This window comes from Clostridium nitrophenolicum (assembly GCF_055391695.1).
This window is the reverse complement of sequence record NZ_AP042469.1, coordinates 5,025,190-5,039,688: the sequence shown is the minus strand read 5'-3', so window position 1 is coordinate 5,039,688 and position 14,499 is coordinate 5,025,190. Positions and strand designations below refer to the sequence as shown.

At 31.1% G+C, this 14,499-nt stretch carries 19 protein-coding genes and 2 pseudogenes; all 21 read left to right on the top strand.

Features of this window, described 5'->3' with window-relative positions; translation table 11 throughout:
* Positions 1 to 49 precede the first annotated feature (49 nt).
* The 21 genes and pseudogenes from ACZ5N4_RS23880 (at position 50) to ACZ5N4_RS23780 (ending at position 14,435) form a co-directional block, all read left to right on the top strand.
* On the top strand, positions 50 to 1,228 hold the full coding sequence (locus ACZ5N4_RS23880) for a DUF6765 family protein (RefSeq protein ID WP_464204979.1): 1,179 nt from the start codon (positions 50 to 52) through the stop codon (positions 1,226 to 1,228).
* Positions 1,229 to 1,514: 286 nt separating this feature from the next.
* Positions 1,515 to 1,808 (top strand): annotated as a pseudogene (locus ACZ5N4_RS23875) (GyrI-like domain-containing protein); the annotation flags it as partial.
* Between the two features lie 198 nt (positions 1,809 to 2,006).
* Entirely contained in the window at positions 2,007 to 2,150 is a 144-nt protein-coding gene (locus tag ACZ5N4_RS23870) for a hypothetical protein (RefSeq protein WP_464204977.1), read from the top strand.
* A gap of 13 nt (positions 2,151 to 2,163) precedes the next feature.
* Positions 2,164 to 2,442, top strand: a complete 279-nt coding sequence (locus tag ACZ5N4_RS23865; protein WP_464204975.1) for a phage head-tail connector protein — start codon at positions 2,164 to 2,166, stop codon at positions 2,440 to 2,442.
* Position 2,443: 1 nt separating this feature from the next.
* Entirely contained in the window at positions 2,444 to 2,761 is a 318-nt protein-coding gene (locus tag ACZ5N4_RS23860) for a hypothetical protein (RefSeq protein ID WP_464204973.1), read from the top strand.
* Between the two features lie 68 nt (positions 2,762 to 2,829).
* Positions 2,830 to 3,279 (top strand): phage tail terminator family protein, encoded by a 450-nt coding sequence (locus tag ACZ5N4_RS23855; protein WP_464204971.1) that lies wholly within the window; start codon positions 2,830 to 2,832, stop codon positions 3,277 to 3,279.
* Complete coding sequence (locus ACZ5N4_RS23850) at positions 3,279 to 4,346, top strand: phage tail sheath subtilisin-like domain-containing protein (RefSeq protein ID WP_464204969.1); 1,068 nt, start codon at positions 3,279 to 3,281, stop codon at positions 4,344 to 4,346. The genes ACZ5N4_RS23855 and ACZ5N4_RS23850 overlap by 1 nt, the downstream gene beginning before the upstream one ends.
* A gap of 357 nt (positions 4,347 to 4,703) precedes the next feature.
* On the top strand, positions 4,704 to 5,126 hold the full coding sequence (locus ACZ5N4_RS23845) for a phage tail tube protein (RefSeq protein WP_464204967.1): 423 nt from the start codon (positions 4,704 to 4,706) through the stop codon (positions 5,124 to 5,126).
* Between the two features lie 284 nt (positions 5,127 to 5,410).
* Entirely contained in the window at positions 5,411 to 5,815 is a 405-nt protein-coding gene (locus ACZ5N4_RS23840; protein WP_464204965.1) for a phage tail assembly chaperone, read from the top strand.
* Between the two features lie 23 nt (positions 5,816 to 5,838).
* Entirely contained in the window at positions 5,839 to 6,012 is a 174-nt protein-coding gene (locus ACZ5N4_RS23835; RefSeq protein WP_464204963.1) for a hypothetical protein, read from the top strand.
* Between the two features lie 61 nt (positions 6,013 to 6,073).
* The gene (locus ACZ5N4_RS23830) at positions 6,074 to 7,486 is read left to right on the top strand and encodes a hypothetical protein (RefSeq protein WP_464204961.1); all 1,413 of its coding nucleotides are present in this window, start codon (positions 6,074 to 6,076) and stop codon (positions 7,484 to 7,486) included.
* Between the two features lie 12 nt (positions 7,487 to 7,498).
* Positions 7,499 to 7,918 carry a phage baseplate protein gene (locus tag ACZ5N4_RS23825; protein ID WP_464204959.1) on the top strand — a complete coding sequence of 140 codons (420 nt, stop codon included), beginning with the start codon at positions 7,499 to 7,501 and terminating at the stop codon, positions 7,916 to 7,918.
* Complete coding sequence (locus tag ACZ5N4_RS23820; RefSeq protein ID WP_464204957.1) at positions 7,908 to 8,927, top strand: XkdQ/YqbQ family protein; 1,020 nt, start codon at positions 7,908 to 7,910, stop codon at positions 8,925 to 8,927. The genes ACZ5N4_RS23825 and ACZ5N4_RS23820 overlap by 11 nt, the downstream gene beginning before the upstream one ends.
* Before the next feature lies 1 nt (position 8,928).
* On the top strand, positions 8,929 to 9,294 hold the full coding sequence (locus ACZ5N4_RS23815) for a DUF2577 domain-containing protein (protein ID WP_464204955.1): 366 nt from the start codon (positions 8,929 to 8,931) through the stop codon (positions 9,292 to 9,294).
* Complete coding sequence (locus ACZ5N4_RS23810; RefSeq protein ID WP_464204953.1) at positions 9,291 to 9,725, top strand: DUF2634 domain-containing protein; 435 nt, start codon at positions 9,291 to 9,293, stop codon at positions 9,723 to 9,725. The genes ACZ5N4_RS23815 and ACZ5N4_RS23810 overlap by 4 nt, the downstream gene beginning before the upstream one ends.
* Positions 9,718 to 10,785, top strand: a complete 1,068-nt coding sequence (locus ACZ5N4_RS23805; RefSeq protein WP_464204952.1) for a baseplate J/gp47 family protein — start codon at positions 9,718 to 9,720, stop codon at positions 10,783 to 10,785. Before ACZ5N4_RS23810 ends, ACZ5N4_RS23805 begins: the two co-directional genes overlap by 8 nt.
* On the top strand, positions 10,778 to 11,320 hold the full coding sequence (locus ACZ5N4_RS23800; protein ID WP_464204951.1) for a putative phage tail protein: 543 nt from the start codon (positions 10,778 to 10,780) through the stop codon (positions 11,318 to 11,320). Before ACZ5N4_RS23805 ends, ACZ5N4_RS23800 begins: the two co-directional genes overlap by 8 nt.
* Positions 11,313 to 11,819 (top strand): annotated as a pseudogene (locus ACZ5N4_RS23795) (hypothetical protein); the annotation flags it as partial. The gene ACZ5N4_RS23800 and the pseudogene ACZ5N4_RS23795, both read left to right, overlap by 8 nt.
* 1,416 nt (positions 11,820 to 13,235) lie before the next feature.
* Positions 13,236 to 14,003: a hypothetical protein gene (locus ACZ5N4_RS23790; RefSeq protein ID WP_464204950.1), complete on the top strand. Its 768-nt coding sequence runs from the start codon at positions 13,236 to 13,238 to the stop codon at positions 14,001 to 14,003.
* Positions 14,003 to 14,296 (top strand): hypothetical protein, encoded by a 294-nt coding sequence (locus ACZ5N4_RS23785; RefSeq protein WP_464204949.1) that lies wholly within the window; start codon positions 14,003 to 14,005, stop codon positions 14,294 to 14,296. The genes ACZ5N4_RS23790 and ACZ5N4_RS23785 overlap by 1 nt, the downstream gene beginning before the upstream one ends.
* A 1-nt stretch (position 14,297) precedes the next feature.
* Positions 14,298 to 14,435, top strand: coding sequence for an XkdX family protein (locus ACZ5N4_RS23780; protein ID WP_464204948.1), 138 nt, complete (start codon positions 14,298 to 14,300; stop codon positions 14,433 to 14,435).
* Positions 14,436 to 14,499 lie beyond the last annotated feature (64 nt).

Sequence of the window (14,499 nt, the reverse complement as noted above, 5' to 3'; positions counted from 1 at the left end):
TTCCGCAAGCGACTATATTGAATTTAAAATTTAAAGGAGGAACTTAATTATGAATATTGATCTTCATTATTATGGAACATTTCTTGCAGCAAGACTAGCAGGATTTGAAAAGGAGGAAGCTATTGTGATAGCTCACTCAGCACAGTATGTAGATGAATCTAATATTAGTATGGTGGATTCAAAATTAAATGAATTACTAGGGAGGGCACCACAGCCAACAGTTATGGCTAACGATGAATATATTAAATATTATCTTAATCCAATAGAAGCTTGGAGTGATAGTCAGCTACATGAAATACAAAGTGCATGGATGAATTTTCACTTTTTACCTGGAAATCTTGAAAATGAAATACCTTATCAAGGAGTGACTTCATATGATGGATGGTTTAGTGACTGGAAATTAGATGATGAGCAATTAAAACAATTTAAATTGATATGTAATACAAATAGTACTACAGTTCAAGCTATAATAAATGATACAAGCTATAATAAATCAGAACCAAATTTGCATATGATAGGTTTAAGAATGCATGTTTTGGCAGATACATGGTCTCATAAGTATCATATAGGAACACCAGCATGGTACATTAATGATGCTGGTAATAGTGTAAAGGAGTCTTTTAACGGAGAATGGCTTGATCTTAATTTTAATATCGTTAAATCTTCAACTCTTCCACATATCCTTGACGATAATCCAGAAACAAGGGACTATTTTGCCTTACCTCCAATGGCTACCTATGAGGGAATTGTTTATTTAGGGCATGGACGTATGGGACATTTACCAGATTATCCATACTTACATTATAAATATTCTCCTCAATGGGTAAGTAACAACACAGGAAGCAATAGTGAAATAGAAAAGGACAATCCTAAAGAATACATGTTAGGATTTACTCAAATGGTATATGCTTTAAAATGCATCAGAGATAATACTCCATTTGAGGTAAATAAATATGCTGAATTAGAAGCAAGTGTTAAAGAAAAGATTCAAAATGTTATTAATCTTAGAAAAGTAGATCAATCAGATGATTGGAATAATTTGATTGGTGAATTATATGGAGAAAAAATTGCACCTTTTAATAAAGATGAATGGCATGAAAAATTCAGTGCATCTCCTACTGCAGAAGATAAGAAAAAGACAGATTATTATTTATTTAATGAAGCAGCATTAAATCATAGAGATTGTATTGAAAAATTTTTAAATAGCAAAGGTTTCTCTTTAAAATAAAAGATCATAGATTTAAAGGCTGATTGATATACAGATAATCATATTTTTCGCTCATTAATACCCCCGGGGATTTTGTGAAGGATTTTAAATCAAAGTTAGATGATTTAAAGAAAAAAGGAAGTTTATAAGGGATATGGCCAAGATTCGTGTAAAAAACTATAGTAGGGTTGATTTATTTAGAGATATAATAAATTGGTTTAAATATATAGTTAGAGATAAAAAACATAAGTAAAAATATCCTGTTTTACACATATCTCGGCTGTACCCGATATTAGGAATAGCCTAAGATAACCCTCAATTCACAGAACCTAAAGATTGTCGTTATGATACATGTTTAGTTGTTTCGGATGAACTTAAGGTTGATAATAAGTATATTAATTTTGGAAAAATTATTGGTGGAAAATATTGCGTATTTAAAATAAGTCATACGGTAGATGTTATGCAAAAAGCATGGATGGAGATATTTTCAGAGTTATCAAAAAGAAATTACGAATTTGATGATAGAAGACCTATCCTTGAACGCTATGCAATACAGATGATAAATAAGCATTGCTGCGAAATTTGTGTACCAATATTATAAAAGAATATTAAGATAAATTGCAATTTATAGATTTAATGTAATATAAGTTCAGTCGTATCTTTCTTAAATTGTGTATTAATTATAATCATAAAACAATTAAATTATAGACTACATAAATTATATGTAGTCTACGTATAAAATAAATAAAATCAATCAATGTATGGGAGTGTACACTAGATATTAAAAGGAGGTGAGATCATGGAAGTTAAAAAAGCTTTAGTTGATAAACAAGATAAAAAGCTAAATAATTCAAAGGAGGAAAATTTACATGATATTGAAAACCTAATGAAGCATAGGAGCTATAAAAGGCGTAGAGGTGCATTAAAGCAAATAAGTAGTTAGAAGGTGGTAAGGTATGCTTGAAAATATAAAACTAGTTTTAGGCATGGTAGATAACTCTAAAGATGAGCTAATAAAATATTATGTAAGCAGAATAAGCCAAAGAGTTCAAAGTTATTGTGGAGACACTCAACTGAAGCCTGAATATGAAGGAATTGTTGAAGAGCTAGTTATCAAAATTATGCAGGGTAAAAATGATATAAGGTATGAGAGAATAGGAGACTATTATGTTCAGTATAATGTGCATGAAGATATACTCACACCTTATTTATCTCAACTAAAAAGGAGTGTATAAGGTGTTTACAGATCTTTTAAATCAGAGTCTTACTATTATTAGAACAGAAAGCACAGCTGGATTAAATCATATAGTAGAACAACAAGAAACAGCCTATGGTCCTTACCCATGCAGAATAGGGCGTCCCATAAGTAAATTTGTACAATCTATGCCTCAAACTAAAATTACACAAAACTTAAGATTATACACTGTAATAAGTGCAAATATAAAAGCAGGTGACATAGCTTTAATAGATGGAGATAACTACATTGTAAAAAATATTTATAAACCTGCTAATCATCATATTGAGTGTGATTTAATATTATATCAGGAAGTGTAGTAAATGAAGATAAGCTTATTAGAGAAAGAACCTGACTTACTGAAATATTAAAAAATAGGTGAATAATTATGGAAGAATTAATTAAGGCAATAGCAGTAGATATAGCAAAAGAATTTGAACATTATATTTATTTGCAAGACATAGGAGAAGGATTTAAAAGACCTTCTTTTTTTATTTATCATGTATCGACAAAGCAAGTAGATATAAATAGAAGAAAATACAACAATAACATCTTAATAAAAATAGTATATTTTGCTCCATTAAGCAAATACCAGTTACCTATTAGATTAGATCAATTAGCTACTTTAGAAAAGTTAAAAAAAGTATTTTCTAATATGGGAATTAGAGTAGGAGATAACTGGGTACGCATTAGCGATATGGCTGTAAATTATACAGAAGATAAAGATATATTTTTACAACTTACTTTAGATAAAGAAGAATCTAGAGAAGACATATACAACAGTGAAAATAATCTTGAAACTATGAAAAATATTTATATAAGGGAGAGTGGAATCTAATGAAATTACCAAGTATTAATATCATATTTAAAGAAGCAGGTACAACTGCTATTGAGCGTGGAGAACGTGGCGTTGTTGCTCTAATATTAAAGGACACAATAGGTGCAGGTGTTACTAATCCTATAACTATATATAGTCCAAAAGACATTCCAAATAGTCTAAGCGATATAAATAAAGAGCAAATTAATTTAGCACTTATGGGTTATCAAAAAGCTCCTAAAAAGATTATAGCATATATAAATACCGCAGCTGATTATAAGGAAGCTCAGAAATATTTTGAAACTATTAAGTGGGACTATATTGCAGTGCCAGATATTTTAGATGCAGATGTTACTGCTTTTGCAAGCTGGGTTAAAGACCTTAGAAATAATAGAGATATAAAGGTTAAGGCTGTATTACCTAATTGTGCTGCCGATCATGAAGGAATAATTAATTTTGCTACTCAAAATATAAAAACTAAAGATAAAACTTATTCAACTAAAGAATACTGCAGCAGAATAGCGGGATTACTAGCCGGCACTCCATTAACTATAAGTGCTACTTATGCACCTCTACTTGAAGTATTAGATTGTGATCACTTAACAAAGGAAGATTCTGATGCTGCTGTAGACTCCGGCAAATTTATACTTATAAATGATGGAGCTAAAGTTAAGGTTGGCAGAGCGGTAAATTCTCTTGTAACTACAGCTAACGATAAAGGGGAAGATTTTAAAAAGATAAAAATAATTGATATCATGGATCAGATTCATGATGATATAAAGAAAGTTGTTGATGATAACTATATAGGAAAGGTAAGCAACTCCTATGATAACAAGTGCCTATTAACAACTTCTATTGGAGGCTATTTTGAAGAATTAGAAATGGAAGGCCTTCTAGATAGAGATAAAAATAAGGTAACTATTGATTTAGAAGGACAAAAAGCTTACTTGAAGAGTATAGGCGTTGATGTTGACAGAATGAAAGAAATAGATATTAAGCAGGCCAATACTAAAGATAAGGTGTTCTTGGCAGCAAATATTAAAATCTTAGATGCAATAGAAGATATGAGTTTTAATGTTTCTATATAGAATTAAGTAGTTTATAGGGGGACTAGGCCGAAAGTTAACTTATACCCCAGGCTATGTTTTCAAAGCTTCAGTCCGTTAAAAACTTTTAGTCAGTCTAAAGCTTGTGTTTTAGACGACCTAAGAACTTAGATAAACTCGCTATGCTCAAACAGTATCTAAGATTCTAAGGTTGTCTTAAAACCCTTCGCTAAGACTGACACAAAGTTTTTAAATCTACCTTCAGCTTTGAAAACATATCCCTTTATATAAGTTAACTTTCTAGTTAGTTTCCCTATAGAGTTATTAAATAGTAAAAGTTAATTTGAGAGCTAATAATTAAAAAATGTTAAAAATTTTTATACTTAGGAGGTATATTTTATGTATAATGCAGAAAAAACTATTATTGGAACTTGGGGAGAATTATGGATTAACTCTGAATTGATTTCAGAGTGCACTGGCTTACAGGCTAAAGCTACATTTCAGAAGGTGGACATACCTATGTGTGGAAGGTTAAGTAAGGCATTTAAAGTCTCAGGATGGGAAGGGAAAGGAACGGTTACTTTAAATAAAGTAAGCAGTAGAATGGCTAAATTAATTGGTGATAACTTAAGACAAGGAAAGCAAGTTGTATGCACCATAATTTCTAAATTAGCAGATCCTACATCTGATGGAGTTGAAAGAGTATGCTTAAAGGGTGTTAAATTTGATGATTTAACTCTAGCAGATTGGTCAGCAAATAAAGCTTTAGTTGAGAGTTTACCTTTTACTTTTGAAGACTTTGAATATATAGACATGATATAGAAAGTATAGGGGAGAAGTCTGAAAGTTGACTTATACGCCGGGATATGTTCCAAGCTTCAGTATGTTAAAAACTTTTAGCCAGTCTAAAAATTCTCCGCTAAGACTGACACAAAGTTTTTAAAATGTACCTTCAGCTTTGGAAACATATCCCTCTGTATAAGCCAACTTTCTAGCTAATTTTTTTATATAAAAAATATATATAAGTAAAATATGCAAATTAGAAAGTTAGTTTCCAGATATATTAAAACTAAGAAATTTCATGATTGTATAGGGAGGAAATTTTTATGAATAAGACAATAGATTTATTATTAAAAAATGATGTAAGTAAGTTAAAGAGACCAACTAAGGATGTAGAGATAACTAGATTATCTGAATTATATGGAGAACCTTTTATAGTTACATGTCAGGCGTTAACTCCTAGTGAGTTTAATGAGCTACAGGAAAGCATTTCAATTAATGTAGAAGGAAATATTGAACTAGATAACAATATACAAGTGCTAACAATTCTAAAGGGAACAAAAGACCCTGATTTTAAGAGTAAAGAACTTATGGATCACTTTGGCGTACCTACTCCAAAGGATTTGGTTCAGAAGATATTTTTGAGTGGAGAAATATCAAGCATATATACAACTATAACTGATCTTTCAGGATTTGGTAAGGATTCAGTAAAAGAAATAAAAAACTCATAAACACAGATGGTCTTGTACAGATGATGTATTATTATTGGAAAGAAAAAGGTATAAGACCCTCTGTGTTTTATAGTATGCCTATAGGCGAAAGATTGATAGTACAAGCTTTTTATGAAAATGAGATAGAAGAAAAAAATAAAAATAGGCAGGAAATGAGAAATTCTGAGACACCTATTTTTCCTGTGGTATTGGTATAACTAATATACGAGATACTTAAATGTATCTCGTATATTTTATAAAAAGAAGGGTGGTGAAAATTTGGGTGAAGAAAATAAAAACATATTTAATCTGAACGAAAGTTTTTATGAAAATTTGAAAAAAGCTGTAAATGCCGCGGACAGTTTTGAAAAGCAGATAATATCTGTTAAGAAAGCTATAAAAGAAATAAGTGAATTAGAGATTAAATTAAAAACTGACAGTTTTGAAAAGCAAATAATATCTGTTAAAAAAGCTATAAAAGAAATAAGTGAATTAAAGATTAAATTAAAAACTGACAGTTTTGAAAAGCAAATAATATCCGTTAAAAAAGCCACAAAAGAAATAAGTGAATTAGAGGTTAAATTAAAAACTGACAGTTTCGAAAAGCAAATAATACCTGTTAAAAAAGCTATAAAAGAAATAAGTGAATTAGAAATTAAATTAAAAACTGACAGTTTCGAAAAGCAAATAATATCTGTTAAAAAAGCTATAAAAGAAATAAGTGAATTAGAGATTAAATTACAAAAAGAAGAAGTTTTAAAAAAATCAGATAAGCCTAAAGAAGACAATAAATTTAGTGTCAAAGATATAATATCAGGCTATGGAGATATAAGCGACCTAACTAAAGATATATATAGTATATATAAAGCTATAAGAAAAATACCAAATGATCCCACAGGAAAAGCATTTAGTGGAATTGGTAAAAATATATCCCAATCAATTAAGACGATAAAGTCTACAATAAAAGGCGCCAATATAGGGAAAACAGTTAAAGAGGCCTTTAGTGGAGTGCCAAAAATTTTAAAAAATATGCAACTTGGAAAGACATTAAAAGGTGCATTTGACGAAATGCCAAGTATTTTTAAATCAGTTTCGAAAGAAATGCCTAATACATTAAAATCAGCATTTGCTCCTATAGGAAAAGTATTTAGTGGACTTGGTCGTATAATTTCAAAATTTGCTATTGGGGCAATAGAGGCTTTGATGGGACTTAATCCAATGCTTTTATTGCTTATAGTAGGAGTAGGATTATTTGCTGTAGCCTGGAAAAATAATTTTCTCGGAATAAGAGATGCTGTTGAAAAAGACATAAATGGAATTGTAGAAAGACTTAACTATTTATATAATCATTTCAATGAGGTCTGGAATGATGCTTTAAAAAAACTAGGTAGTTTTGAACGTCCGAATGAAGGAGAATCGAGATTCGAAAAAAATCCTGCTGATAAGTGTGCAGTTGGTACATCTTATTTTCATGGTGGTTGGACATGGGTAGGAGAACAAGGACCCGAACTTATGAAGCTTCCAGGAGGAACACAGATATTAGATAACAGAACTTCTCAAAACGCACTAGATGGTTCCTTAAGAATAGGAAAATTAGCAGACACCTTAGTAGTTAGAGAAGATGCGGATATTGACAGAATAGCAGATGCTTTAGCTAAAAAGTTAACTAAAGTAGGATTTAATTGTGTATAGGAGGAATAGATTATGGAATTTTGGCTAATGCAGAATGAAGATAAATTTCAACTTCCCGTACCACCAGCAGAGTACAATCTATCTAATGAAATAAATGTAGATGTTTTTAATGTAGAAAATCTAGGAGAAGTAAGTTTTATTGGTAAAAGTAAGCTTTCAAATATATCAATTAATAGCTTTTTTCCTAATGAAAAATATAACTTCTGCCAGTATTTAAATTTTCCTGAGCCTTATGAATGTGTAAAGTTGATAAAAAAGTGGCAGCAAAGTGGTAAGCCAATACGCTTAGTAATTACAGAAACGGATGTAAATATGTTATGTACTATAGAAAAGTTCACTTATGGTGAAAAATTTGGAGATAGAGATGTATATTTTACATTAGATCTTAGAGAATATCGCCAATTAGAAGGGATGTATTTTAATGTATCTTAGTGTATGGGCTTTATATGATAGAAAAGTTTTAGAGAATATAACTGATTTCTGTAAAACAGTACAAATTAGCGGAGATGTACAGCAATGTGCTAGAAAATTAGATATAAATATGGCTTATTCAATAAGAGACAAAAACCAACCTAATGCACAGATAGGCCCTGGCACTATTATATATGTATATTTAGATTTTAAAGAAATATATCGTGGCGTTGTAGTGGATAGAGAAATAAATTCTGGGGCTCAAGAAATAACTTTTACAGCTTATGATTATCTAATGTATTTTTTAAGATCTAAAGTAACCTATAACTTTCAAAATATAGAAAGTGAATATGCAGTAGAAAAGATATGCAAAGATCTAGGGGTTATGTATAACTATATACCTACTACAGGAATAAAAATAAACAGACTAATTCAAAATAAAACTGCTTATGAAGCCATTATGGAAATATATACTCAAGTAAATAAGGTTAATAATATTAAATATATGCCTTATGCAGATTATGATATGTTTTCAGTTATGGAAAAGGGTAAAGTTATAACTAATCAAGAGTGGCATAGCTATACAGGTACTGTAGATGTTAACGCTGTGTTGAGTCCAGATTTAAATATGGCGGGGACTGTATACAAAGACACAAGTTCTAATATGGTGAATAAGGTTAAAATTTACGATGAAAATGGTAATGATAGTGGTATTACTGAGTTAGAAGATATGATAAAGTTTTATGGAGTGTTTCAAGAAGAATATCAAAAGGAAGAAAATAAAGATCCAGTTACGGAAGCTAGAAAGTTGTTACATGGAATAGATCGAGAATTTTCTGTAACAGCGATAGGTGATTGGAGATGTAGAACAGGATATGCTATACAAGTTAAAATACCTTATATTGATATTTTAGCTGATACTATTATGTTCATTGATGGAGATACGCACACATGGGAGTTAGCTTCAGGAAAGTATACCATGGATTTAAAGCTTTCCTATTATAATACTATGGATGCAAAGGAGGAGTAAAATGGAAGACTGCTACGGTAAACTAATAAATATAATAAAAAAACATGGATCAGCATACAACCCTCCAAGTATAGATTTAGGAGTGGTCCTAAATTCAGATCCTCTTATAATAAAAATAGGCGATCTGCAATTAACTAAAGACAATCTTTTAGTAGCTGATTATCTCCTAAAAAACTACAAAAGAAAAATAACTATTCCATCTACATCCGCAACTGGAAATACCACAACCGGCAGCATAACTGCATTAGGTATTCCAGATGCGGATTTGAATTTTACTGATAGTCTTAAAAAAGATGATATACTAGCTTGTTTGGCTACGGAAGATAGACAGACATATATAATTTTATGTAGGGTGGTGAAAGCATGAGCATTTTTCCACAGATTGATGTAAATATTAATAATGAAATAAAAAAGAATGATGAGAAAATAGAAAGGATTCCAAGGGAATACGCCTGGGATTTTGAAAATAACGACTTTATCATGAAAGATGGAAAGCTGGTTGTAGTAGAAGGAAAGGAAGCAATTAAGATTTGGATATGGAAGGCTCTTCATACTGTAAAACTAAAATACAGTGTATATTCAGAAAACTATGGACATGATTTAGAAACACTGATTGGAGAAGGAGGGTTTTCTGGAGGGCTTCTGCAAAGTGAAGGTAAAAGACTAGTATGGGAATGTTTAAAGTTAAATCCTTATATAGAAAGAATTGAGAAATTTGACATGAATTTTTCAAAGGATAAATTAGATATTAGCTTTATAGCTATTACAAACTATGGGGAGGTGAAAATCAATGTATAGTGAAGGTAATAGTACAAATGATATATTGAAAAGAATGAGAGATGGTATACCTTCTGATATAGATAAATCAGAAGGTTCTTTTATTTATGATTCACTTCTACCAGCAGCTAATGAGTTTCAAAAAGCTCATATTAAATTAGATAACATAGTAGGAAAACTTAGTATAGACGCTTTATCTGGAGATGAATTAGAGCAAAGAATATATGAAAAAACAGGAATAAAAAGAAAAAAGGCTACAAAAGCTCATACAACTTTAAATGTTATAGGTAATGCTACTATAAAAGCAAGTGATTTGTTTCAAACTGCTGGAGGTATACAATTTATATCTATAGAAACAAAAACAATTGTTACTAAGGGAACTATAAGTATAGAAGCAGTTGTTCCAGGAATAGACTCCAATGTTCCTGCTAATCAAATAACAGTAATACCGGTAGCCATTCCTGGAATTATTAGTGTAAATAATCCAAGTACTACTGAAGGTGGTTATGATGCTGAAAGTGATGAAGAGTTAATTAAAAGATACTATGAAAGAATTAGAACACCAGCTACAAGTAACAATAAAGCACAATATAAGAATTGGGCAAAAGAAATTGCAGGAGTAGGAGACGCAAAGGTATACTCTCTTTGGAATGGAGATAACACTGTAAAAGTTGTAATAATAGACTCTAATAAGCAGCCAGCAAGTACAGAGTTAGTTCAGGCAGTACAAAATTATATAGATCCTGAAAGTAAAGGCTTAGGAGAGGGAGTTGCTGCAATAGGTGCATTTTGTACTGTAGTGAGTGCAGTAGGCAAAGATATAAATGTATGCTTTACTGCTGTAAAAGATAAAAATTATACTGATGAGCAAAGAAAGATTAATTTTGAAAATAATCTAACTGATTTTCTCAAGAATTTTGCTTTCGTTGAAAGCTCAATAAGCTATGCTAAAGTAGGAGCGTTAATACTAGATACAAAAGGCTTTTTAGATTATTCAAATTTAACTATCAATGGAGGAACTTCCAACATCCCAATAGATGATAATGAAGTAGCAGTAAAAGGGGTGGTAACAATTGGATAATGAATACATGAAAAGCTGCATGCCATCATTTATTACTGAATCTAAAATATTTAAAAATATATATGATGCTGAAGTTAGGGAATTTGATACTTTAGGGGAAAAAATTGAAGACCTAAATGATCAGTTAGGTATTGATACTGCAACCTGGGCCTTATCCATATACGAAAATGAAATGGGGATTAAAACTGACTTAACTAAGTCTTTGGATGAAAGAAGAGCTGTAATTAAATCCAAGTGGAGAGGCACAGGAAAAATAGATGGAAAGCTTATTAAGATGGTAGCAGATGCTTATACAAATGGACAGGTTGATGTTACTTTTGATGGAAAAATAAATATTAAATTTAATAGTATTATAGGAATTCCAGACAATTTAGATGATTTAAAAAAAGCTTTGGAAGATATAAAACCAGTAAACTTAAGGCTTGAATATATATTTTCATATCTACTTTTAAAATATATTGATGGAGTTAAGACATTAAGGCAGCTCGAAGCTATTCCATTAAATAAATTCGCTGGAGGTGAAATAAATGGCTAGTAATACGCCTAATTTAAATTTATATAAAAAAGATCCAACTGTAGATGGAAATGATACTTTTAATATAAAGACTATGTTAAATGACAATTGGGACAAGATAGATACCGCGGTGACAACTAAGGTTGATAAAGTTGATTTTAGTTCGCATTTGGCTGATAATATGTATCAAACTGCAACAGGAACTGCTACAGCAATAACACTAACAATTAGTGGTACATTGGTAACGGGATATCCTATTACTTTTATTGCTAGTGTTAATAATAATGGTAGTGCTACAACTATAAATAATAAAAAATTATATAAATCTAACACGACTACAGCCCCAACCTTGATTGCAGGAAAGGCATATACTGTTTGGTATAATGCTACAGGAGATAATGGAAATGGTTGTTTTTTTATCAAAGCTAGTGCGGAGGGAAATACTATAGATGCCCACGTACTAGCAGGAGATACTTATTCAAATGATATAGATACTGGTCGTCAAGGTACAATGACCAATAGAGCAAATACTAAGTTTCAAATATGTGGATATGAGGAAATAACAGAAATAATACCAAATCCATCAGACCCTAATGGTCAAGGTCTGATTACTGGTCGAAATGCTTATGGCAGAACAGGATATATTGATTCCAATTCTCAGATACAAATGTCTGTTGCTGGACTTGTTCCTGCTAATATAAAAAAGGGAGTAGCTATAGGCCGAGCTTTTGGTAGTGGCACACAGGTAATGATAGGAACAATGGAAGAAGACAGTTTAGGTCAGACACGAATAGTAGGTTCTAGCCATCCAACAGTCAATGCACCAGTGGATTTAGCTAGTATAAGAATAGAATTTTACAATAGGGTTTACCCTAATAATTTAGGAGCAATACAAGTATTAAAAGATGGTGTTGCCAATGTATTTAGTGGTGCGACAATAAATGTTGGTAATACTGCAAATGGAACAGACGAAGATTCTGTTTACATCACTATAAACGAAAGTATGTACCCAAATAGAGACTATAAAGTAGTTCTACCACAAAGTTGTATGAAAGATAAATTAGGAAATGGATTTAATACTTTGGAATATCTATTTCACACTAATCCTAACCCTAGCGTATGGGTAAATAATCCAGCAGGTTTAAATATAGCTAGAGATGAACTAGCAGGATGTGGCACTCAAGATGCAGGTTTATCTTTTGGTGGGTATAATGGTAATAATCCAGGTGCTACAGAAAAATTTAATGGAAGTACTTGGAGTAGCACTGTTAATATGATCTACCCCAATTATAACTTAGCAGGTTGTGGAACTCAAAATGCAGGATTATCCTTTGGGGGTGATGGTTCATATACTAATGATTGTCAAAAATTTGATGGTAGTACTTGGAGTACAACTGGAAAATTAATTACAGGTAGAACTTTACTAGCAGGTTGTGGAACTCAAAATGCAGGATTATCCTTTGGAGGTAATGGTTCATCAGTTAAAACAGAAAAATTTGATGGTAGTACTTGGAGTACAACTGGAAATTTAATTTTAGGTAGACAATCTTTAGCAGGATGTGGAACTCAAGATGCAGGATTATCTTTTGGAGGAGTTAACGGTTTTGGTTCTCAAATTGCTACAGAAAAGTTCAATGGAAGTACTTGGAGTGGCACTAGTGGTCTAAATGTTCGTAGATACGATTTAGCTGGTTGCGGAACTCAAAATGCAGGATTATCTTTTGGAGGAAATAACGGTGGTGGTGGTAGTTACTTAAAGACTACAGAAAAATTTAATGGAAGTACCTGGTCAACTACAGGTGATTTAAATGTTCTAAGGACAAAACTAGCAGGTTGTGGAACTCAAAGTGTAGGATTATCTTTTGGAGGTTGCATTTCCAGTAATAATTATACGCAAATTACAGAAAAATTCTTTGGATAATTATAGGAGGTTAGTATGAACAACTTAATCACAATAGAAAATATGACAGAACACTTTTTAAGTGATGTTAGAAAAGCAAATATATTACCTACTGAACTAATGGTTAAGGTGAAAGATATGATGCCAGAACTAAAACACAATATAATGACCCAAACTATATGGAGAACAGAAACAGAAATAAGGTGTAGTGTCCTTAACGATAAAGATTGTCCAGATAATGCTTCTAAGTATCACCAAGCCAAACTAGAGCAAACAGTATTCTTTGAACAATTATTGCAACTAAGTTTTGAATATAGAAAGAAGCAACAGGAATTGAGTATAAAGGAAGCTGAAATTGAAGAAATAGAAGATAAGTTAACTAGTAATTTAAAATCATATGAAGTTAAAAAGTTAGAAGCAGAACTAAATATAAAGGAAATAGAAAAACAGGAACTTATATATGGACTTAAAAATATGCAAGTACAAGGCAAGGAAAGGGTTAGAGAACTTGAAACATGGTCTAAAGTAAAAGCAGAATTAGATGATGGCAGTTTTGATAAAGACAACAAAGATTCTAATCAGCTTATATCTATGACTAGGAGGTACATCCAGGAAGCATATCACGTTACTCATTTGGGTAATTCCTCTGATACAGCAGGATATAATAACATACTTGCTCAGTTCTTCGCACTATGTAAAGAGTGTATAGCAAGAAATAAGATGGATGAAGTATTAAGTTATTTTGGTAATAGTCCAGTTACGGAATGGGTAATGCAATCATTTAATTTGGAAGGTGATAAATAATGGTATATATAAAAACAAGTAAATTATCAATAACACATGAAGATCAAGAAGTAGATGGACTAAAATTTTCAGTTTTAGTATCTAAAGATGGTTTTGATTATGTACAAGTAGAAGGAGCAGATACTGCTATAACAAGTTGGAAAACTAGAGTAGAAGGCACAGATTCTACAATAGCTGAAATAAATGCTGTAATAGCAAGTATTCCATCAAGTCCTGAAGAACAAAAAATGATAGATTTACAAGCACAAAATGCTCAAATAGTATTAGCTTTAGTGAATGGAGGGTTGATGTAATATGGATTGGTTTAAGGTATGTTCACAGTACTATAACCTAGGATTTTATAACAATACTTCCTTAAAAATATTCGTTGCAAAAGGTAAGATTACAGATATACAGTATAAAGAAATTACTGAAGTAAATTATGTTATTTAGGAAAATCTTTGTGTATTAATCTTACTCTTTATTTTTATATTATAAAATGGTAATATCAAGTTAT